The organism is Leifsonia sp. 115AMFTsu3.1 (genome assembly GCF_004362795.1).
Classification (GTDB): Bacteria; Actinomycetota; Actinomycetes; order Actinomycetales; family Microbacteriaceae; genus Leifsonia.
In genome coordinates this window covers 2,033,323-2,053,092 of the sequence record NZ_SNYB01000001.1, presented here as the reverse complement: position 1 = coordinate 2,053,092, position 19,770 = coordinate 2,033,323, and the positions used below count along the sequence as shown (strand labels likewise).

18 protein-coding genes are annotated in these 19,770 nt (G+C 70.2%); 10 read left to right on the top strand and 8 right to left on the bottom strand.

Annotated elements, in window-relative coordinates; genetic code table 11:
* Positions 1–183: 183 nt before the first annotated feature.
* Entirely contained in the window at positions 184–840 is a 657-nt protein-coding gene (locus AXZ95_RS09905) for a TetR/AcrR family transcriptional regulator (RefSeq protein WP_018190881.1), read from the bottom strand.
* Between the two features lie 201 nt (positions 841–1,041).
* Between AXZ95_RS09905 and AXZ95_RS09900 the strand changes: the two genes are divergently transcribed.
* The 3 genes from AXZ95_RS09900 (at position 1,042) to AXZ95_RS09890 (ending at position 4,402) form a co-directional block, all read left to right on the top strand.
* Positions 1,042–2,142, top strand: a complete 1,101-nt coding sequence (locus AXZ95_RS09900; RefSeq protein WP_018190880.1) for a phosphatase domain-containing protein — start codon at positions 1,042–1,044, stop codon at positions 2,140–2,142.
* 73 nt (positions 2,143–2,215) lie between these two features.
* Positions 2,216–3,307, top strand: coding sequence for a winged helix DNA-binding domain-containing protein (locus AXZ95_RS09895; RefSeq protein ID WP_043742299.1), 1,092 nt, complete (start codon positions 2,216–2,218; stop codon positions 3,305–3,307).
* A gap of 9 nt (positions 3,308–3,316) precedes the next feature.
* On the top strand, positions 3,317–4,402 hold the full coding sequence (locus AXZ95_RS09890) for an FUSC family protein (protein WP_018190878.1): 1,086 nt from the start codon (positions 3,317–3,319) through the stop codon (positions 4,400–4,402).
* Positions 4,403–4,423: 21 nt separating this feature from the next.
* Here the strand turns inward: AXZ95_RS09890 and AXZ95_RS09885 are convergent, their stop codons facing one another.
* On the bottom strand, positions 4,424–6,190 hold the full coding sequence (locus AXZ95_RS09885; protein WP_026307162.1) for a proline--tRNA ligase: 1,767 nt from the start codon (positions 6,188–6,190) through the stop codon (positions 4,424–4,426).
* 58 nt (positions 6,191–6,248) lie between these two features.
* Here AXZ95_RS09885 and AXZ95_RS09880 point away from each other — a divergent pair, with 58 nt between their 5' ends.
* Entirely contained in the window at positions 6,249–7,721 is a 1,473-nt protein-coding gene (locus AXZ95_RS09880) for an RNB domain-containing ribonuclease (protein ID WP_018190876.1), read from the top strand.
* Positions 7,722–7,742: 21 nt separating this feature from the next.
* Here AXZ95_RS09880 and ispG read toward each other — a convergent pair whose 3' ends face one another.
* The 4 genes from ispG to AXZ95_RS09860 all read right to left on the bottom strand — a co-directional run bounded on the left by ispG (position 7,743) and on the right by AXZ95_RS09860 (position 13,148).
* Positions 7,743–8,876 carry a flavodoxin-dependent (E)-4-hydroxy-3-methylbut-2-enyl-diphosphate synthase gene (gene ispG, locus AXZ95_RS09875; protein ID WP_018190875.1) on the bottom strand — a complete coding sequence of 378 codons (1,134 nt, stop codon included), beginning with the start codon at positions 8,874–8,876 and terminating at the stop codon, positions 7,743–7,745.
* A gap of 61 nt (positions 8,877–8,937) precedes the next feature.
* Positions 8,938–10,260: a site-2 protease family protein gene (locus AXZ95_RS09870; protein WP_018190874.1), complete on the bottom strand. Its 1,323-nt coding sequence runs from the start codon at positions 10,258–10,260 to the stop codon at positions 8,938–8,940.
* A 101-nt stretch (positions 10,261–10,361) separates the two neighbouring features.
* Positions 10,362–11,453 carry a 1-deoxy-D-xylulose-5-phosphate reductoisomerase gene (locus tag AXZ95_RS09865; protein ID WP_018190873.1) on the bottom strand — a complete coding sequence of 364 codons (1,092 nt, stop codon included), beginning with the start codon at positions 11,451–11,453 and terminating at the stop codon, positions 10,362–10,364.
* Positions 11,454–11,801: 348 nt separating this feature from the next.
* Positions 11,802–13,148 (bottom strand): aminotransferase class III-fold pyridoxal phosphate-dependent enzyme, encoded by a 1,347-nt coding sequence (locus AXZ95_RS09860; RefSeq protein ID WP_018190872.1) that lies wholly within the window; start codon positions 13,146–13,148, stop codon positions 11,802–11,804.
* Between the two features lie 75 nt (positions 13,149–13,223).
* On the opposite strand from AXZ95_RS09860, the gene AXZ95_RS09855 reads away from it, so the two are divergent.
* The 3 genes from AXZ95_RS09855 (at position 13,224) to AXZ95_RS09845 (ending at position 15,907) form a co-directional block, all read left to right on the top strand.
* Positions 13,224–14,213: an FKBP-type peptidyl-prolyl cis-trans isomerase gene (locus AXZ95_RS09855; protein WP_018190871.1), complete on the top strand. Its 990-nt coding sequence runs from the start codon at positions 13,224–13,226 to the stop codon at positions 14,211–14,213.
* 7 nt (positions 14,214–14,220) lie between these two features.
* Positions 14,221–15,078, top strand: coding sequence for a hypothetical protein (locus AXZ95_RS09850; RefSeq protein WP_018190870.1), 858 nt, complete (start codon positions 14,221–14,223; stop codon positions 15,076–15,078).
* Between the two features lie 70 nt (positions 15,079–15,148).
* A complete protein-coding gene (locus AXZ95_RS09845) occupies positions 15,149–15,907 on the top strand; it encodes a lysophospholipid acyltransferase family protein (protein WP_018190869.1) in 759 nt (252 codons plus the stop codon).
* 6 nt (positions 15,908–15,913) lie between these two features.
* On the opposite strand, the gene AXZ95_RS09840 is transcribed toward AXZ95_RS09845, so the two are convergent.
* Positions 15,914–16,393 carry a CGNR zinc finger domain-containing protein gene (locus tag AXZ95_RS09840; protein WP_026307158.1) on the bottom strand — a complete coding sequence of 160 codons (480 nt, stop codon included), beginning with the start codon at positions 16,391–16,393 and terminating at the stop codon, positions 15,914–15,916.
* A 67-nt stretch (positions 16,394–16,460) separates the two neighbouring features.
* On the opposite strand from AXZ95_RS09840, the gene AXZ95_RS09835 reads away from it, so the two are divergent.
* Positions 16,461–16,697: a hypothetical protein gene (locus AXZ95_RS09835; protein ID WP_018190867.1), complete on the top strand. Its 237-nt coding sequence runs from the start codon at positions 16,461–16,463 to the stop codon at positions 16,695–16,697.
* Between the two features lie 138 nt (positions 16,698–16,835).
* On the opposite strand, the gene AXZ95_RS09830 is transcribed toward AXZ95_RS09835, so the two are convergent.
* Positions 16,836–17,309, bottom strand: coding sequence for an OsmC family protein (locus AXZ95_RS09830; protein WP_018190866.1), 474 nt, complete (start codon positions 17,307–17,309; stop codon positions 16,836–16,838).
* A 31-nt stretch (positions 17,310–17,340) separates the two neighbouring features.
* On the opposite strand from AXZ95_RS09830, the gene gabT reads away from it, so the two are divergent.
* Together gabT and AXZ95_RS09820 are read left to right on the top strand one after the other, a co-directional pair.
* Entirely contained in the window at positions 17,341–18,708 is a 1,368-nt protein-coding gene (gene gabT, locus AXZ95_RS09825) for a 4-aminobutyrate--2-oxoglutarate transaminase (RefSeq protein ID WP_081626601.1), read from the top strand.
* The gene (locus AXZ95_RS09820; RefSeq protein WP_018190864.1) at positions 18,705–19,724 is read left to right on the top strand and encodes an asparaginase; all 1,020 of its coding nucleotides are present in this window, start codon (positions 18,705–18,707) and stop codon (positions 19,722–19,724) included. Before gabT ends, AXZ95_RS09820 begins: the two co-directional genes overlap by 4 nt.
* The last annotated feature ends 46 nt before the right edge of the window (positions 19,725–19,770 follow it).

Sequence of the window (19,770 nt, the reverse complement as noted above, 5' to 3'; positions counted from 1 at the left end):
CGCAATGGAATGCGTCGAATTGTGGCATTCAGGGTCGGTCGCACTGCCGGCCCCCCTTCTGTCGGTGTCACGGCCGTTCGGCACGTGCGCTCCTTGTTCGGAACGCGCGCCCGTGTGGATGGCAACTTGCCACCGACCACCGACATTCCCGCCGGAAGAGAATCCGGCGAACAGGTCACCGAGTCAGGACTCGGGGCCGAACCGGCGCTCCAGGTACTCGCGGGCGACCGTCCTCGCCTCGGCGATGTAGCGCTCGTCGCCGTTCGGGTCCTCCACGAAAGCGCGCGTGATCAGGGAGTCCATGATCTCGACGACGACCTGGAGGCGGAAGGCCAGATCCCCTCCGGCCGGGAGCCCGTACTCGTCCGCGAGGATCTGCGCGAACTGATTTGCGAAGCCGGTATCCTGAGCGACGTCCTCCTCGCCGGCACCCGCGCGCTCGGCGCCCGAGAAGCGGATGATGCGGAAGCCGCTCTCGGTGCGGAACATGTCGACGAACGCGTCGATCGCGCACTCCACGGCGTTCCACCAGTGCTCGGGCGACTGGGCGTCGATCGCCTCGACGACCGAGCGGCGGTACCGCAGCAGCGCGCGGTCGCGCAGTGCCTGCAACAGCACGATGCGGTCCGGGAAATACCGGTACACGGTCCCGATGGAGGCACCGGCTCGTTCGGCCACCATCGCGGTGGTGAGCCGATCGAAGCCGATCTCGTCGACCACTTCGGCGGCGGCGTCCAGGAGGGCGTCGATGCGCGCTGCGCTGCGCTCCTGGATCGGTTCCGTGCGCACGAGCGGCGCTCCGACGGTGTTCTGACCGGCGACCAGATCGTTGATGGGCACGAGGGCGGCTCCTTCTTTCTCTCGAACAAGGTGGTGGTGCGGGTCCCCAGCCCGGCGACGGGATCACCGTCGCACTAACGGGATCATATTCGGGGAAACCTCACTTCCGCTGGGGAATACCCTTCGACGCGCCGCAGAAATGTCCCCCAGATCTGGGGGATGCATTCGTGTGCACGTTCACTCCATGAGAAAATGACTCAGATGCCCTCCCCCGAATCGCGCCCCGAGCACGTCTCCGGCGACTCCGTCGTCCGTCGTAGCGCAGCGGTCGAGCCCATCATGCACCGCGCCGCGCGCATCGAGGACGCGTTCCACGAGTTCCGTGCGCGCCGGGCCCGCAAGCGCGGATTCCTCGCGACGATCGTCCCGTACACCGGATACGGCTCGCCGAGCTGGGTGCGCATCCTGGGCCGCGTCGTGCTCGCGAAGGACCCGCGGCCGGGCAGTCGCGCCGAGCGTCTGCACCGCAAGCGCGAGGAGTCGGTGCGCGGCTGGCGCTCCTTCATCAGCGTCCCGCTGGCGGAGACGACGGTGACGGTCGAGATCGAGGGCGACCGGCACGAGGTCGTCACCGACCGTGGCGGCGTCATCGACACGGTCGTCCCGGTGCAGCTCGCCCCCGGGTGGCACACGATCAAGCTCTCCACCTCGGAATCGGCGCGGGTGTTCGAGGCTCCGGTGTTCATCGTCGATCCGAAGGCGACCTTCGGCATCATCTCCGACGTCGACGACACGGTGATGGTCACGGCGCTCCCCCGCCCGCTGCTCGCGGCCTGGAACACCTTCGTGCTGGATGAGCACGCGCGCGTGCCCACGCCGGGCATGGCGGTCCTCCTCGAGCGGCTGGCCGCATCTCATCCGGGCGCACCCGTGATCTACCTCTCGACGGGCGCCTGGAACGTCGCGCCGACGCTCACCCGGTTCCTGAACCGCAACCTCTTCCCCGCCGGTCCGCTGCTGCTGACGGATTGGGGCCCGACGCACGACCGATGGTTCCGCAGCGGGCGCGAGCACAAGCGCACGAGCCTCGCCCGCCTGGCCGAAGAGTTCCCCGGGCTCAAGTGGCTGCTCATCGGCGACGACGGCCAGCACGACGAGGACCTCTACGGCGAATTCACCACGGAGCATCCGGAGAACGTCGCCGCCGTGGCCATCCGCCAGCTGTCCAGCGGCGAGGCGGTGCTCGCGGGTGGCCGGTCGAAGGCCGACAAGCACGCGGAGCTGTCCGGGACCCCATGGGTGTACTCGCCGGACGGCGCCGGTCTCAGCGAACAGCTGACCGAGCTCGGCCTGCTCCGCTAGCCGTCCGGAGCGCCCACCGCGCCTCGCCTCGCGCGGGATGCGCGTGTCGGCGGTCCCTGGCAAGCTGACTCCCATGCCCGCCCGCCGCTCCGATCTGCTCCGCCTCCGCCGGCTCGCCCAGGCGATCGACGGTCCGCGGGAGCCCGACGTGACCTCGGTCGCGCGGCGCATGCTGGCCCTGCAGGGTCAGGACTTCGCCGCGGGCTGCTGGGCGCTCGCACTGCGCACCACGGGCGCTCAGCAGAGCGACGTGCTGACGGCGCTCGATGCCGGCCGCATCATCCGATCGTGGCCCATGCGCGGAACACTGCACTTCGTCCCGCCGGAGGACCTGCGTTGGATGCTGTCGGTCACCGCCGACCGCATCGTCGCCGGTCTTGCGCGGCGTCAGCAGCAGCTCGAACTGACCGCAGCCGACTTCGCGCGCGCCGCCGACATCGTCACGGCGGCGCTCGCCGGCGGCCGGAGCATCGGCCGCGCCGAGGTGATGCAGCTGTGGGAGGACGCAGGCATAGCCACCACGGGCCAGCGCGGCTATCACCTGATCTACTACCTCGCCCAGACCGGGCTGCTGTGCTGGGGTCCCGTGGTCCGCGCGGGCAACGGCAACCCGACGCAGGCGCTGGTGCTCCTCGACGAGTGGGCGCCCGCACCACCGGCCCTCGAACCGGACGACGCGGTCGCGCAGTTCCTCTTCCGCTACCTGCAGGGGCACGGTCCGGCGACGGTGAAGGACTTCGTGTGGTGGACGAAGGGCACGGTCGCGGGCGCGAGGACGGCGCGTGCGGTGCTCGGGGATGCGCTGACGACCCTCGAGGTCGACGGTGTGGAGTACGTGCTGACCGCCGAGCTGGCCGACCGTGCGGCATCCACTCCCCCGACACGCGGCGAGAAGGATGCGGTGCACCTGCTGCCCGGGTTCGACGAGTACCTGCTCGGGTACCAGGATCGCTCTCCGATCCTCGACGAAGGGCACTGGGAGCTGATCGTCCCGGGCAACAACGGCATCTTCCAGCCGATCATCGTGGCCGGAGGCCGGGTCGTCGGAACCTGGCGCCGCGACGGCGGGCGCGTCACGCCCCTGCCGTTCGCCCCGCTGAGCGCCGCTCGGGAGGCGCAGCTGCAGCGGTCGGTGCGCGCGTACACGTCGTACGCCGCCGGGTAGCGTTGAGGGGTGGCACGCACCAGATCGTCCGGAAGCCGGCTCCCGGCGGGGATCGCCCTCCCCGCCACCATCCGCACCTCGACCCGCGCGCCGTTCCTGCAGGTGGTGAAGACCGCCGTCGCCATGATCCTCGCCTGGGCCGTGGCGAGCATCTTCGTGCACGGCGAACTGCCGATCTTCGCGACGATCGCGGCGCTGCTGGTCGTGCAGCCGAGCGTCAACCAGTCCGTCGGGCGCGCGATCGAGCGCTCGATCGGCGTGATCGTCGGCGTCGTGATCGCTTACCTGATCGGTCTCGCCTTCGGGACGAACAGCTGGATCGTGCTGCTCGCGGTCGTCGTGTCGGTCCTCCTCGCCTGGGCGCTACGGCTGACGCCCGGGACCGCGAACCAGGTGCCGATCACGGCGATGCTGGTGCTTGCGATCGGCGCATCCGACCCGGAGTACGCGCTCGCCCGGATCGTGGAGACGGTGATCGGCGCGGTCATCGGCGTCGTCGTCAACGTGGCCATCGTGCCGCCGGTGCTGACGGCGCCCGCACGTCAGGCCGTGATCGCGCTCGGGCGCGAGACCGCCTCGACTCTCGAGCGCCTGGCGGACGCCCTGACCACGACGCACACCCGTGGCGAGCTGGATGCGCTCCTCATCGAGGCGCGGCTGCTCCGCCCGATGGAGACCAAGGCGCAGTCGGCGTTGACCGCAGCAGACGAGAGCCTGTCGCTGAATCCGCGGCAACGCAAGCACCGGGTCTTCCTGCAGCACGACCAGGAGCTCTTCGACCGGTTGCGGCCGTTGATCAACCGCACACTCGGGATGACGCGGGCCTACCACGACCACTACGACGACAGCCTCGCGGGCGAGCCGACCATCCACGCGATCGCCGACGAGCTCGATCGCGCTGCCCACGACCTCCGGCTGCTGGCGCGCGACCCCGACGAACCGATCGTCGAGCCCGGGACCGAGACGGCCGGCATCCCGGTGCTCACCGCGCCTCTCACGGTCGCGACGCCCGACCCGCGCCACTGGGTGCTGATCGGCTCCCTGGTGGAGGATCTCCGCCGCATCCACGTGGAGATCGCCGGCGACGACGCGTGACCGGCTGAGCTCCCTCGTCCGCTACGCCGTGAGCTCCGCCACGGCTTCCGCGATGGACAGCGTCCGGCGGTCGCCCGAGCGGCGGTCCCACAACTCGACCTCGCCCTCGGCGGCGCCGCGGCCGACGACGAGAACGCGCGGGATGCCGATCAGCTCGGCGTCGCCGAACTTCACACCGGGCGAGACCTTCGGCCGGTCGTCGTAGAGCACGTCGAGGCGGGCGTCCTCCAGCTGGGCGACGACCTCCTCCGCCACGTCGTAGGCGACCTGCTCACGTCCGGCCGCCACGACGTGCACGTCGAACGGCGAGACCGACTCGGGCCACACCAGGCCGCGGTCGTCGTTGTTCTCCTCCGCGATGATCGCGAGGATGCGCGTCACGCCGATGCCGTAGGACCCCATGGTCACGGTGACCAGCTTGCCGTTCTCGTCGAGCACCTTGAGCCCGAGGGCTTCCGCGTACTTGCGGCCGAGCTGGAAGACGTGGCCGATCTCCATGCCGCGAGCCAGCTCGACGGGTCCGGAGCCGTCGGGTGCGGGATCGCCCGCCTTGACCTCGGCGGCCTCGACCACGCCGTCCCAGCCGAAGTCGCGGCCGGCGACGAGTCCGAAGACGTGCTTGCCCTCGATGTTCGCGCCCGTGATCCAGCCGGAGCCGTCGACGACGCGCGGGTCGACGACGTAGCGGATGCCGGTCGCTGACTCCTCACCCAGGACGGGGCCTTCGGCAGACCAGGGTCCGATGTACCCCTTCACGAGGCCGGGATGCTTCGCGAAGTCCTCGTCCGTCGCGGCCTCGACCTCGGCGGGCGCGAAGGCCACCTCTGCGCGCTTCATGTCGACCTCGCGGTCGCCGGGCAGCCCGACGATCACCAGGTCGCGCGTGCCGTCGAGGTGCGTCAGCGCGAGCACGACGTTCTTCAGGGTGTCCGCGGCCGTCCACGAGCGGCCGTCGGGCCGCGGGTGCTTCTCGTTGGCGAGCTCGACCAGCGACTGGATGGTCGGCGTTCCGGGGGTGTCCAGCACCTCCTGGGGCGTCAGCTTCTCGTAGGAGCGCGTGGGCGGCGCGAGTGTCGTGAACGCCTCGACGTTCGCCGCATAGCCCCCGGGCGACCGAACGAACGTGTCTTCTCCGACGACGGTCGGGTGGAGGAACTCCTCCGACCGCGAGCCTCCCATCGCCCCGGCATCCGCCTGGACGATCACGTACGAGAGGCCGAGACGCGTGAAGATGCGCTCGTAGGCGTCGCGCTGCGCCATGTAGCTCGTGTCGAGGCCCGCGTCGGTGTAGTCGAACGAGTAGGCGTCCTTCATCGTGAACTCGCGCCCGCGCAGGAGGCCGGCCCGCGGACGTGCCTCGTCGCGGTACTTGTCCTGGATCTGGAAGATCGTGAGCGGGAGGTCCTTGTACGACGAGTAGAGGTCCTTCACCAGCAGGGTGAAGACCTCCTCGTGGGTCGGAGCCAGCAGGTAGTCGGCGCCCTTCCGGTCTTTGAGGCGGAAGATGCCGTCGCCGTACTCCTCCCAGCGACCGGTGGCCTCGTAGGGCTCGCGAGGCAGCAGCGCGGGGAAGTGCACCTCGTGCGCTCCGGCGGCCGCCATCTCCTCGCGGATGATCCGCTCGATCTTCTCCTTCACGCGCAACCCCAGCGGCAGCCACGCGAAGATCCCCGGCGCCTGGCGGCGGATGTACCCGGCGCGGACCAGCAGGCGGTGACTGGTGACCTCGGCGTCGGAGGGGTCTTCACGGAGGGTGCGGAGGAAGTAGTTGCTCAAGCGTGTAGGCACCGTTCCATGTTAGAGGGCACGCGACAGCCCGCACGCGCGTGGAGACTACGGTGGGGGCATGCCCGACCGCCGGACCCGCGTCGTCGATTCCGCCTCCGCCGCTCCCCTCGCCGCCTCGCTCGCGGCTTTCCGCCACGAGCTCGGGCTCCCGGACGGTTTCCCGGAGCCGGTCGAGGCGGAGGCGCGCGCGGTCGCCGCCGCGCCTCCCCTCCCGGACGCGGATCTGACCGACGTGCCGTTCCTCACCATCGACCCCGCCGGATCCACCGACCTCGATCAGGCGCTCCACCTCGCCCGCACCGCCGACGGCTTCCGCGTGCTCTATGCGATCGCGGACGTGCCGACCCTCGTGCGTCCGGAAGGCGCCGTGGATGCGGAGGCCCGCCGCCGCGGGCAGACCCTGTACGCGCCGGACGGCCGGGTGCCGCTGCACCCGGCGGCGATCGGCGAGGATGCCGGCTCGTTGCTTCCCGATGTCGTCCGCGGCGCCTACGTCTGGGACATCGCGCTCGACGCGACCGGCCATCAGACCTCGGCGCACGTCTCTCGCGCCCGCATCCGATCCCGTCGCCAGTGGAGCTACCAGGAGGCGCAGTCCGCGATCGACGACGGCTCGGCACCGGAGGAGCTGGCACTCCTGAGCGTGGTCGGGCCGCTCCGGATCGCCTGCGAGCGTGAGCGCGGCGGCGCGAGCCTGAACACGCCGGACGAGGAGATCGTCTTCCGCGACGGCGCCTACACCCTCCAGCGGCGCGCCACGCTGCCTGTCGAGGAGTGGAACGCCCAGGTCTCGCTCCTGACGGGGATGGCGGCGGCCGCGCTGATGCTGGAGGGCCGGGTCGGCATCCTGCGCACGATGCCCGCGCCGTCACCCGAGGCGTTCGCCGCGTTCCGTGCCCAGACGATCGCCCTCGGGCTTCCCTGGGCGGAGGGCCTTCCGTACGGCGAGTACCTGCGCTCGCTCGACCGCGCGCAGCCGCACGCGGCCGCCGTGCTCCAGGCCGCGACGGCGCTGTTCCGCGGGGCGGGCTACGTCGTCCTCGACGGCGAGCCGCCCGCCGACCCGCAGCAGTCGGCCATCGCCGCGCCGTACGCCCACGTCACTGCACCGCTCCGCCGGCTCGTCGACCGCTGGGGGCTCGTCGTCTGCGAGGCGCTCTGCGCCGGGCGACCGGTGCCCGACTGGGCGCGGGCGTCGCTCGGTGAGCTGCCGTCGATCATGGGTGCATCGAACCGGCTGGCCGCGCAGCTGGACGCCGGTGCCGTGGACCGGGTGGAGGCGGCGCTCCTTAGCTCACGCATCGGAGCGGTGCTGGACACCACGGTGCTCGCCGTCCGCAACGGCACCGTGCTAGTGCAGCTGGACGACCCGGCCGTCACGGCGTCCGTCCCGCGGTGGGACGGCGTGCAGCCCGGCGACCGCGTGCGTCTGCGGGTGACGGCCGCCGACATCCCGAGTGGACGCATCCACTTCGAGCCGGTGGATGCGGCGCAGCCGGGTGCACAGCCGGATGCGACGTCCGCCGGGTGACGGGTAGCCGACCGGTTGAGGTCAGTGCGCGCCGACGCTGACGGTGGGCTCGCCCGACGGGCGGTCCTCCATCTCGTCGGCGAGACGGTTGGCCTCGGCGATGAGCGTCGCGACGATCTCCGACTCGGGGACGGTCTTGATGACCTCGCCCTTGACGAAGATCTGGCCTTTGCCGTTGCCGCTGGCGACGCCGAGGTCGGCCTCGCGGGCCTCGCCCGGACCGTTCACGACGCAGCCCATGACCGCGACGCGGAGCGGAACGCTCATGCCCTGCAGACCCTCGGTGACGCTGTCGGCGAGCGAGTAGACGTCGACCTGGGCGCGACCGCAGCTGGGGCACGACACGATCTCGAGCTTCCGCTCGCGGAGGTTGAGCGACTGCAGGATCTGCAGGCCCACCTTGACCTCTTCGGCGGGAGGCGCGGACAGCGAGACGCGGATCGTGTCGCCGATGCCCTCACCGAGCAGGATGCCGAACGCGGTCGCCGACTTGATCGTGCCCTGGAACGCCGGGCCGGCCTCGGTCACGCCGAGGTGGAGGGGCCAGTCGCCCCGCTCGGCGAGCATCCGGTACGCCTTCACCATGACGATGGGATCGTTGTGCTTGACCGAGATCTTGAAGTCGTGGAAGTCGTGCTCCTCGAACAGGCTCGCCTCCCAGACGGCCGACTCGACGAGCGCCTCGGGGGTGGCCTTGCCGTACTTCTCGAGCAGACGGCGGTCGAGGGATCCGGCATTCACGCCGATACGAAGCGACACGTCCGCGGCCTTCGCGCGGCGGGCGATCTCGCCCACCTGGTCGTCGAACTTGCGGATGTTGCCCGGGTTGACGCGGACGGCCGCGCACCCGGCATCGATGGCCGCGTAGACGTAGTTCGGCTGGAAGTGGATGTCGGCGATGACCGGGATCTGGCTCTTCTTGGCGATGATCGGCAGCGCCTCGGCGTCGTCGCGGCTGGGCACCGCGACGCGGACGATGTCGCAGCCGGATGCCGTCAGTTCGGCGATCTGCTGCAGCGTGGCGTTGATGTTCGTGGTCGGCGTCGTGGTCATCGACTGGACGCTGATCGGGGCGTCACCGCCGACCAGGACTTTGCCGACGCGGATCTGACGGGACTTGCGACGGGGTGCGAGGGTTTCGGGGACCTTGGGCATCCCCAGATTGATTGCTGCCACGGGCTCAATCCTACGCGGCACGGTGGGAGGCGGCTGGATGTCAGCCGAAGAGGTTGACCGGCTTCACGATGTCCGCGTACATCAGCAGGACGCTCATCCCGCCCAGCACGATGACGACCGCGAAGGTGAGCGGCATGAGCTTCGCCATGTCCACCGGTCCCGGATCGCGGCGGCGGAAGATCTTCGCGAACGTGCGTCGCAGACCCTCCCACAGCGCCCCCGCGATGTGGCCGCCGTCGAGCGGAAGAAGCGGAACCAGGTTGAAGACGAACAGCGCGATGTTCAGCGACGCCAGCATCCCGATCATCGTGTAGACCTTGTCGACCACCGGGACGCCGTCCAGGGCCGTCAGCTCGCCGGCCGCCCGGCCGATGCCCACCACGCTGATGGGGCCGTTCGGGTCGCGCTCGGCGGAGCCGAAGGCGGCGTTCCAGACGTCGACCATGCGCTGCGGCAGGTGGAGGAAGACGTTGAAGACGGCGCCGGTCTGCGCTCCGACCGCCGGGAGCACGGCCGTGATCGGCTGCGGCACGAGCTTCGCCACCGGCCCGATGCCGACGAACCCGACTGTCAGGGTCTCGATGCCGCCGGCGGCGTCCTTCACAACGGCGCCGTTCGCATCCGTCTTGGCCACCTTGTTGACGACCGGCGTCAGCTGGACCGTCCGCTCCTCCCCGTCGCGGCTGAGCACGACGGTGAGAGTGCGGCCCGCCGACTCCCTGATGATCGCCGTGGACTGGTCCCAGCTGCTGATCTTCTGCCCGTCGATGCTGACAATCGTGTCGCCGGGCTTCAGTCCGGCCGCGGCCGCCGGACCCTGCGGTGCGTCATCCGGGCACGTCTTGGCGGTGCTTCCGGCAGGCAGCACGCACTGGCTCACGGTCGCGAGCGTCGTCGAACTCTGCGGTGCGCCGAACCCCATCAGCAGCACGCCGAACAGCACGACGCCGATCACGAGGTTCATGAACGGACCGCCGAACATGATGACGATGCGCTTCCAGACCGGCAGGCGGTAGAAGGTGCGCTCCTCCTCGCCGACGGCGACGGTCTCGGAGCTCGCGACGCGCGCATCCTGCACCATCTGCTGCATGAACCCGGTGGTCGCATTGCGGCCACGGCCGCCCTCCTTGCCCGGAGGGAACATCCCGATCATCGAGATGTAGCCGCCCAGCGGGATGGCCTTCACGCCGTACTCCGTCTCGCCTCGGCGGAACGAGAACAGCGTCTTGCCGAAGCCGATCATGTACTGCGTCACCTTGACGCCGAACAGCTTGGCCGGAACGAGGTGGCCGATCTCGTGCAGAGCGATCGACAGAGCGACGCCGATCAGGATGATGACGACGCCCAGCACGAACAGGAGCACGGAATCCACGGGTTCAGGCTAGCGGCGTGCGCCTTGGAAGTGGCCGCGAGCCGCCTCGGTGACGGCTATGACCGCTCAGCGCCCGTCGTCCACACCCGTCGTCAGTGTGCGGCGATCAACGCATCCGCCTTCGCGCGCGCCCACCGCTCCGCCTCGGCGAGGGACTCGCGCGTCAGCTCGCCTGACGGCACGTGCGCATCCACGACCCGCTCCACCGTTCCGAGGATGTCGAGGTAGCCGATCGCGCCGGCGTGGAACGCGGCGACCGCCTGCTCGTTCGCGGCGTTGAACACGGCGGGATACGTCCCGCCCTGCAGGCCGACGCGCTTCGCCAGCGACACGGCCGGGAAGGCGTCGTCGTCGAGCGGCTCGAACGTCCAGCTGTGCGACGTGGTCCAGTCGAGCGGCGCTCCGACGTCGGCCACCCGGTCGGGCCAGCCGAGGCCGAGCGAGATAGGGAGGCGCATGTCGGGCGGCGACGCCTGCGCGATCGTCGACCCGTCGACGAACTCCACCATCGAATGGATGACGGACTGCGGGTGCACCGTCACGTCGATGCGGTCGTACGGCACGTCGAAGAGCAGATGCGCCTCGATCACTTCGAGGCCCTTGTTGACCAGGGTCGACGAGTTCGTCGTGACGACGAGCCCCATGTCCCACGTGGGATGCGCGAGCGCCTGCTGCGGAGTGACATCCCTCAGCGAGTCCCGCGACCGACCCCGGAACGGGCCGCCGGACGCCGTGAGCACGAGCCGCCGTACCTCCTCGCGTGTGCCGGACCGCAGCGCCTGCGCGATGGCGGAGTGCTCGGAGTCGACCGGCACGATCTGGCCGGGCGCGGCCGCGCGCTTGACCAGTCCCCCGCCGACGATCAACGACTCCTTGTTGGCGAGCGCCAGCATCGCGCCGACCTCCAGCGCCGCGAGGGTCGGCCCAAGCCCGACGGATCCGGTGATGCCGTTGAGCACCACATCCGCCTCCACCGAGCGCACCAGCAGCTCGGAGTCGTCTGCGCCCAGGGCCGTGTCGACCACGCCGAACCGCTCCGCCTGAGCCGCCAGCTCGTCGGCGTTGCGCCCGGCACTCAGCCCGACGACACGGAACCGGTCCGGATTGGCCGCGACGACGTCGAGCGCCTGCGTTCCGATCGAACCGGTGGACCCGAGGATGATGACTCTGCGCACGAGGGACATGGTACGCACGCGGTGGGGCGGCGGCGTGTGGGCATTCCGCCGTCGGCCTGTGCCGTGACAAACGGAGGATACGTGGACAGGTCGTGCCCCGGCCTCCTCCGTTCGCCGCCCGAGACCGGCGTGTCGACCGGATCCGCCTCCCTTTCCGCCCGCCGCCCGAGAGCGGCGCTCCTGGATCATGCAGCGCGCCGAGCCCGGCGAAGGCGTGCGAAAGGGAGGAAGGCACGCGGGAGACGCCGAGAGAACGCGAGAAACGGAGGAGCGGCGACCGGATTGCCCGAGGAACACCTCCCTCAGCGACCCTCGCCGGCCGCCCCGTCTCGCGGCACGTCCGGCCGGGACGCGGACTCAGCCGAGGCGGCCGAGCGCCTCCTCGAGCACGGTCGCGGCGTCGTCGATGAGCTCCTCGCTGATGACGACCGACGGGAGCAGACGGAGCACGCTGTCCCAGCTGCCCGCGTCCAGCGGGATCACGCCATTGCGGGTCGCGTGGCCGAGCACCGAAGTGAGGGCCTCCGGGTTGGGCTTCTTCGTTCCGGGCACGACGAGCTCGATGCCGAACATCGCACCCTTGCCGCGCACCTCGCCGACGACGGGGAAGCGCTCGGCCCAGTCGCCGATCCGCGCCCACAGCGCCTTCTCGACGCGGCGGGCCTCGCCGAGGAGGTCCTCGTCCTCGAACGCCTGGAACACCGCGAGGGCCGCGGCGGTCGACACCGGGTTGCCGCCGAAGGTGCCGCCGATGCCGCCGGGCTGGACCGCATCCATGATCTCGGCGCGGCCGGTGACGGCTGCCAGCGGGAAGCCGCCCGCGATGCCCTTGGCGCTGGTGACGAGGTCGGGAACGACGCCGTGGTGCTCGATCGAGTACCACGTTCCGGTGCGGCCGATGCCGGCCTGGATCTCGTCCGCGACGAAGACGATCCCGTTCTCGGCGCAGAACTCGGCCAGGCGCGCGAAGTAACCCGGCGCCGGGATGATGATGCCGCCGTCGCCCTGGATGGGCTCCACGAAAAGGGCGGCCAGCTCGGTCGCACCGATGTGGGTGCGGATGTAGTCGATCGTGCGCTCCGCAGCCTCCTCGCCCGTCATCCCCTCGGGGTCGCGGAACGGGTAGCTGATCGGGAGGCTGTAGATCTCGCCGGGGAACGGCCCCATTCCCGCACGCTCCGGCCAGGGGCGGTACGTCATCGCCATCGTGAGGTTGGTGCGGCCGTGGAAGGCGTGGTCGAGGGTCGCGATGGCGCGACGGCCGGTGTACTTGCGGGCGATCTTCACGGCGTTCTCGACCGCCTCCGCGCCCGAGTTCACGAGGATGCTGTGCTTCTCGAAGTCTCCGGGGGTGATCTCGGCCAGCTTCTCGGCGACGGCGACGTAGTTCTCGTACGGCGTCACAGTGAAGAGCGTGTGGGTCAGCTTCGCGGCCTGCTCGGCGGCGGCAGCGGCGACAGCGGGATGCGCGTGGCCGATCGTGGTAACACCGATGCCGCAGCCCAGGTCGATGAGCCGGTTGCCGTCGACGTCCACGAGGATCGCACCGGACCCGGACTCCATGTAGATGTTGGCGAGGGTGCCCGCGCCGCGGCTCACCGCGGCGACCCGGCGCTGCTGAAGTTCGACCGAGCGGGGGCCGGGCAGCTCGGTGACGAGATGGCGGGACTGGGGCACGGAGAATTCGCGGGTCATGTCCTCCATCGTAGGTGGCGCATCCAGCGGACCCATGACCTGCTGTCAGGTACGGCGGAGGCGGATAGGGCAGGATGGACGACCGTGCGTACCTCTCTCAAGGCCCTGACCGCCACCGCCACGGCCGCTCTGCTCGTCTCCGGGCTCGCCGCCTGCAGCTCCGACTCGCCGGCGCCGTCGTCGACCCCCGCGGCGAACGCCTGCCAGAACCTGAAGTCCGGCGACACGTCGAAGTCGGTGAAGGTGACCGGCGACTACCGTGCGACGCCGAAGGTGACCATCCCTGCGCCGCTCAAGGCGACGGACATGGAGCGCACCGTCGTGATCACCGGTAAGGGCCCCGAGGCGAAGGGCGGGTCGAACGTCGCCATCGCGCTGGCCGCCTACAACGGCACCACCGGCAAGGAGCTCACCGCGGCGCAGGGCTTCGACGGCACCGAACCGGCCACCATCCAGGTCGACGACAAGGCCTACGTCCCGGGCCTCGTCCGTGCGGTCGAGTGCCTGCACGTCGGATCGCGTGTCGTACTGACTTCTCCGGCCAAGGCGGCCTTCGGCACCCAGGACATCTCCAAGCTCAGCCTCACCGACAAGGACAGCGTGGTCTTCGTGGCCGATGTCATCGACATCCCGCCGACACCTCCGACGCGCGCGACCGGCGCCCCGGTAGCACCGCAGGCCGGTTTCCCGACAGTGAAGCTCAACGCCAAGACCGGCGAGCCGGACATCACCGTCCCCAAGGCCGACCCGCCCACGGAGACGAAGATCGCCGTGCTGAAGCAGGGCGACGGCGAGACGGTGCAGCCGGGCGACACCGTCACCCTGCAGTACAAGGGCGTCCTCTGGAAGAACGGCAAGATGTTCGACTCCAGCTGGAGCCGCGGCACCCCCGCCTCCTTCCCGACGACCGGCGTCGTCGCGGGCTTCCAGAAGGCGCTCGAAGGCCAGAAGGTCGGCTCGCAGGTCATCGCGATCGTCCCGCCGGCCGACGGCTACGGCGCCAAGGGATCGGGCGAGATCACGGCGACGGACACCATGGTGTTCGTCATCGACATCCTGCAGACCTCCCGCTAGGCCCGTCATGCGGCTCCCCCGCCTGCGCGTGATCGCCGCGGCGTCCGCCGCCGCGGCGGCGCTCGCGCTCGTGCCGGCCGCCGCGGTCGCCGAGCCGCCGACGCCGTTCTATCCGGGCTACATCATCAGCGACGACAGCTTCTACAACCCGGACGCCATGACGGCCGGGCAGATCCAGTCGTTCCTCGACGACCGCACCTGCCGCCCGAAGGACGACTCGCCGTGCCTTGCGGACTTCCGGATGGATGCGCCCGCGCAGAAGGCCTCGAAGGACCGGTGCACGGCGATGCCCGCACGCTCGAACGAGCGGGCCAGCAGCATCATCGCGCGGGTCGCGAAGGCCTGCACGATCAGCCCTCGCGTGCTCCTCGTGCTTCTACAGAAGGAGCAGTCGCTGCTCACCGCGCCGAGCGCATCCGGTTACCAGAAGGCAACCGGGTACGCCTGCCCCGACACCGCCGAGTGCGACGCCCGCTACTTCGGATTCTTCAACCAGGTCTACCGGGCGGCGTGGCAGTTCCGGGAGTACACGGTGCACCCCGGCGACTGGCGGTACAAGGTCGGCGGCAACCGCATCCAATACCACCCGGATGCGACGTGCGGCGCCGGCAGCGTCAACATCCTCAACCAGGCCACCGCGAACCTGTACAACTACACGCCGTACCAGCCGAACGCGCAGACGCTGAAGACGTCGTTCGGCGGCGACGGCGGGGCATGCGCGGCCTACGGAAACCTCAACTTCTCGCGGATCTACACGGCGTGGTTCGGGAGCCCGCTGGCTGTGCGGTACACCGGCATCGTCGAGGCGTGCCTGGTGTACACCGCCGGCTTCGGCTGCCCCGAGAAGAACCCCCTGAAGCCGTGAGCGCGGGAGTTCGACACGCTCGCAGAGCAGCATGCCGTCATCGGCATACGACCGCGCTTAACCTCGATAGGTGAGCATCGACGAGCCCGACGATGGTGCCGCCGAGGTGAAGAGGCCCGGCGCACTGTACTTCCTCGGCCGCGTCCTGATGGCGCCGCTGCTGAAGCTGGTCTACCGGCCGCGCGTGATCGGCAAGCGCAACGTCCCCAAGCAGGGACCGGTGATCCTCGCCAGCAACCACCTCTCGTTCATCGACTCGGTCGTCATCCCGATGACGGCTCCGCGTCGCGTGCAGTTCTTGGCGAAGTCCAGCTACTTCGAGGGCACCGGGTTGAAGGGACGGGTCTCCCGCGCCTTCTTCACCGCGATCGGCGCCGTCGGCGTGAAGCGCGGCGCCGGTGCGGCCGCTCAGGAGGCGCTGGACCAGTCCCGCAAGATCATCGACACGGGTGCGGCGTTCGCGCTCTACCCCGAGGGCACCCGGTCGCTCGACGGCCGGCTGTACCGCGGCCGCACCGGGATCGGCTGGCTGGCGTTGACCACGGGCGCCGTCGTCGTCCCGGTCGGGCTGATCGGCACCGACCAGATGCAGCCGGTGGGGGCGCGCTTCCCGAAGCCGCACCGCATCACGGTCACCTTCGGCACGCCCATCGATGTGTCGCACTTCGGCCCGGCGGAGTCCGGGCGGGCACGACGTCAGGCGACGGATGCGATCATGGCGGCCATCCACGAGCTGACCGGGCAGGAACTCGCCAACGCCTACAACGAGGCGCCGCCCGCGAACACGGTCGAGCGGGTCAAGCGGGCGTTGCGGCCCGAGCGGCTGTAGCGACGGTCAGGCGCCGTCGCGTTCTTTCGAGCGGTACGTGCGCGCCTTCTGGCGGTTGCCGCACACCTCCATGCTGCACCACTGCCGGGAGCCGTTCCTGGACGCGTCGTAGAACGCCCAGCGGCAGTCCTCTCCTCCGCAGAGCTTCACACGGCTGAGCTTGCCCTGGATGCTGAGGACCAGCGCGCTGGCGACGGCCGCGTCCGCCGCGGTGCGGGGGCTCAGTCCGACCGCACCCGGTGCGGCGTCGACGGGGAGCGTGAGAGCCGGAAGCGTGGTGCCGGAATCGGCGCCGTCGACGATCGCGCGGAGCGCATCCCGAGCCTGCTGGGTGGTCGCGCGGTCCCCCGGCTCGAGGCCGTGCTCGGACGCCCAACGGCGGTGACCCTCATCGTCGGCCAGCTGGTCGACGTCGTCCTCCACGTCGAGCGTGTTGAGGAAGTCGACCAGCAGGTCGGCTCCGAGCTCGGGAGCATTCATACGCATGTAACCATTGTAACTCAATAGCGGGTTACGGTAGTGTATAACCCGTCAACGCAGATAGGTGGTTATCATGCATCCGCTGTTCTTCTGGTCCATCTCCCTCGCCGACCTCGCCGAGCGCCAGCGCGAGGAGGCGCTGCTGCAGGCGCAGCGCGACTCGGGCGTCGTCCAGCCGCCGCCCCTCACGCGCGACGAGCGTTGGCGCGCCGCGATCCAGCGCTGGGCGGCAGCCGAGCCGCAGCAGTCCGCCGCCCCGACGCCGTCGGCCCCCGCGCCGACCGCCGCTCCGCGCCTCGGCTGCGCCTGACCCCTCCCCGTCCCTCTCCGTCGCTCCCGTCGCTCCGCTCATCCCCCACCGTCGAGTCCGCAAACTTTGCACGCTCGGTCGGCGTGCCGTGTGCAAAGTTCGCGGACTCGACGGTGGGGGTAGAGAGCAGGAGAGGGGCTAGGCGAGGGTGAGGGTTTCGGGGACGTGGTGAACGGGGAAGTTCACGCTCGCGGCGATGAAGCACTTCTCGGAGGCCGGACGGTGCAGAGACGCCGCGAGGTCCGCCTGAGCCGGATCGGCGATCGTCACGCGCGGGTGCAGCGTCACCTCGGTGAAGTGGCCGCCGCCGTTGCCCGTCTGCTCCATCGTCCCGGTCGCGGCGTCGGTGTAGCCCACGACGACGACTCCGGCGCCCGCCGCTTCGGCGAGGTAGCTCAGCATGTGGCACTGCGCGAGAGCGGAGAGCAGCAGCTCCTCCGGGTTCCAGCGGTCGCGGTCGCCGAAGAACACGCGGTCCGCCGACCCCTCGATGGGGAGCTTGCCCTCGGCGCTCACGACATGGTCGCGCCCGTAGTCCTTATAGCCGCTGGTGCCCGTCCCGCGGTTGCCGGTCCACTGCAGGTCGATCGCGTACGCGTGCTCGAGCTTCATGCTCCGATTCTCGCACCGCCGCTAGACTCGGATGACCATGACTGACACCGTGAGCACCCCCGCGCCCGTCTTCTCCGTTCCACAAGAACGTCGCATCGTCACGGCCGTACCCGGCCCCAAATCGCAGGAGCTGCACCAGCGACGCCTGGCCGTCGTACCAACCGGCGTCTCCTCGGCGCTGCCCGTGTACATCGCGCGCGCCAACGGCGCCATCCTCGTCGACGTGGACGGCAACCAGTTCGTCGACTTCGGCGCCGGAATCGGGGTCACCACCGTGGGCCACACCGAGACAGCGGTCGTGGAGGCCGCGGCAGGCCAGCTGCAGGACGTCATCCACACGCTCTTCACCATCACGCCGTACGAGGAGTACGTGCGCGTTGCCGAGCTCCTCGCCGAGCACACCCCCGGCGACCACGCGAAGAAGACCGTGCTGGTCAACTCGGGCGCCGAGGCCGTCGAGAACGGCGTGAAGATCGCGCGCAAGTTCACCGGCCGCCGGGCCGTGGCTGTGCTGGACCACGCCTACCACGGACGCACCAACCTCACGATGGCCATGAACTACAAGGCCATGCCGTACGCCACCGGCTTCGGCCCGTTCGCCGGCGACGTCTACCACGCGCCGAACTCGTACCCCTACCGCGACGGTCTCAGCGGCGCCGAGGCGGCAGCGCGGACCATCGCGTACCTCGAGAAGGTCGTCGGCGCCTCCGACCTGGCCTGCCTCGTCGCCGAACCGATCCAGGGCGAGGGCGGCTTCATCGTCCCGGCCGAGGGCTACCTCTCGGCCCTGCAGGACTGGTGCACGGCCAAAGGCGTCGTCTTCATCGCGGATGAGATCCAGAGCGGGATGGCGCGCACCGGAGCCTTCTACGCCAGCGAGCACTTCGGCGTCGTCCCTGACCTGGTCCTCAGCGCGAAGGGCATCGCCGGCGGTCTGCCGCTCGCCGCCGTCACCGGCCGCGCCGAGATCATGGACTCCGCCCAGCCGGGCGGACTCGGCGGAACCTTCGGCGGCAACCCCGTCGCCGCGGCCGCCGCCGTCGCCGTCTTCGAGACCATCGAGCGCAACGACCTCCTCGCCGAGGGCCGCCGCATCGAGAGCGCACTCAAGCCGGCACTCGAGAAGCTGCAGCAGAAGTACGACATCATCGGCGACGTCCGCGGCATCGGCGCGATGATCGCCGTGGAGCTCGTCAAGCCGGGCACCGCGCAGACGACCAAGGAGCCCAACCCCGAGGCCGTCAATGCGATCATCCAGGCGGCAGCGCAGCAGGGCATCCTGTTCCTCAACGCCGGCACCTGGGGCAACGTCCTCCGCTTCCTGCCCAGCCTGGCCGTCTCCGACGAGCTCATCGCCGACGCCGTGTCGGTGATCGACGACGCCATCGCCGCACTGTGAGCGCCGAGCCGCACGCAGGAGCGTCACCGGCGGTCTTCAGCACCGCTGAGTCCGTCGAGCTCGCCGTCGTCGAGCGCAGCGGGTTCGTCGAGTCGCGGCACGCCGGATCGGCGGTCGTGCTCGGGCCTGAGGGCGACATCGTCCGCACCCTCGGCGCTCCCGACAAGCCGGTCTTCCCGCGCTCGAGTATGAAGCCGTTCCAGGCGGTCGCCGTCATGGGCGCGGGTGTTCCGCTGGAGGGTGCGAGCGCCGTGCTCGCCACCGCCAGCCACGCGGGCACCCCGGCGCACCTGTCCGTGGTGCGCAAACTGCTCGCGCAGGCGCAGCTCACCGAGGACGCACTCCGCTGCCCCGCCGACTGGCCGCTCGACACGGCCGCCCGCGATGAGCTGGTCCGCACCGGGGAGCACAAGCATCCGCTGTACATGAACTGCTCCGGCAAGCATGCCGCGATGCTGCTCGCCTGCCGGGTGAACGGCTGGCCGACCGAGAGCTACCTCGATCCGCAGCATCCCATCCAGCAGCACATCCGCGACACGGTCGAGCGATTCACCGGCGAGAAGGTCGTCGCGACCGGGGTCGATGGATGCGGCGCGCCCGTGCACGCCATGTCGCTGCTGTCGCTTGCTCGCGGCATCCAGCGCATTGCGACCGCGTCGGAAGGCTCCCCGTTCGCCCTGTTCCGGAACGCGGCGCTGCTGAAGAACGCGGTGCTCGCCGACGGCTGGGCGATCGACGGACCAGGGCGGGCGAACACCGTCGTCATCGATGAGCTCGGCGTCTTCGCGAAGGGCGGGGCGGAGGGCGTGATGGTCATGGCCGCGCCCGACGGCACGACCGTGACGCTGAAGGTGCTCGACGGCAGCCTGCGGGCTGCATCCATCGTCGCCCTGCGTCTGCTCGCCGACGCCGGCGCGCTCTCGCACGACGACGTAGACCGCGTCGCCCCGAAGCTCGACCTCGCCGTGCTCGGCCGCGGCGAGCCCGTCGGCGCCATCCGCCCCTCCTACGCCTGACCCCCGCCGCCGAGTACACAAAAACTGCACGCTCCGGAGGGAAGAA

What these genes read in the sequence shown, in the direction of transcription:
- AXZ95_RS09865 (WP_018190873.1), bottom strand. Translation starts at nt 11,453, where the DNA reads ATGTCCCTCGTGCGCAGAGTCATCATCCTCGGGTCCACCGGTTCGATC.
- AXZ95_RS09860 (WP_018190872.1), bottom strand. Translation starts at nt 13,148, where the DNA reads ATGGAGGACATGACCCGCGAATTCTCCGTGCCCCAGTCCCGCCATCTC.
- gabT (WP_081626601.1), top strand. Translation starts at nt 17,341, where the DNA reads ATGACCATGACTGACACCGTGAGCACCCCCGCGCCCGTCTTCTCCGTT.
- AXZ95_RS09830 (WP_018190866.1), bottom strand. Translation starts at nt 17,309, where the DNA reads ATGAAGCTCGAGCACGCGTACGCGATCGACCTGCAGTGGACCGGCAAC.
- AXZ95_RS09900 (WP_018190880.1), top strand. Translation starts at nt 1,042, where the DNA reads ATGCCCTCCCCCGAATCGCGCCCCGAGCACGTCTCCGGCGACTCCGTC.
- AXZ95_RS09840 (WP_026307158.1), bottom strand. Translation starts at nt 16,393, where the DNA reads ATGCGTATGAATGCTCCCGAGCTCGGAGCCGACCTGCTGGTCGACTTC.
- AXZ95_RS09895 (WP_043742299.1), top strand. Translation starts at nt 2,216, where the DNA reads ATGCCCGCCCGCCGCTCCGATCTGCTCCGCCTCCGCCGGCTCGCCCAG.
- ispG (WP_018190875.1), bottom strand. Translation starts at nt 8,876, where the DNA reads ATGCCCAAGGTCCCCGAAACCCTCGCACCCCGTCGCAAGTCCCGTCAG.
- AXZ95_RS09880 (WP_018190876.1), top strand. Translation starts at nt 6,249, where the DNA reads ATGCCCGACCGCCGGACCCGCGTCGTCGATTCCGCCTCCGCCGCTCCC.
- AXZ95_RS09835 (WP_018190867.1), top strand. Translation starts at nt 16,461, where the DNA reads ATGCATCCGCTGTTCTTCTGGTCCATCTCCCTCGCCGACCTCGCCGAG.
- AXZ95_RS09850 (WP_018190870.1), top strand. Translation starts at nt 14,221, where the DNA reads ATGCGGCTCCCCCGCCTGCGCGTGATCGCCGCGGCGTCCGCCGCCGCG.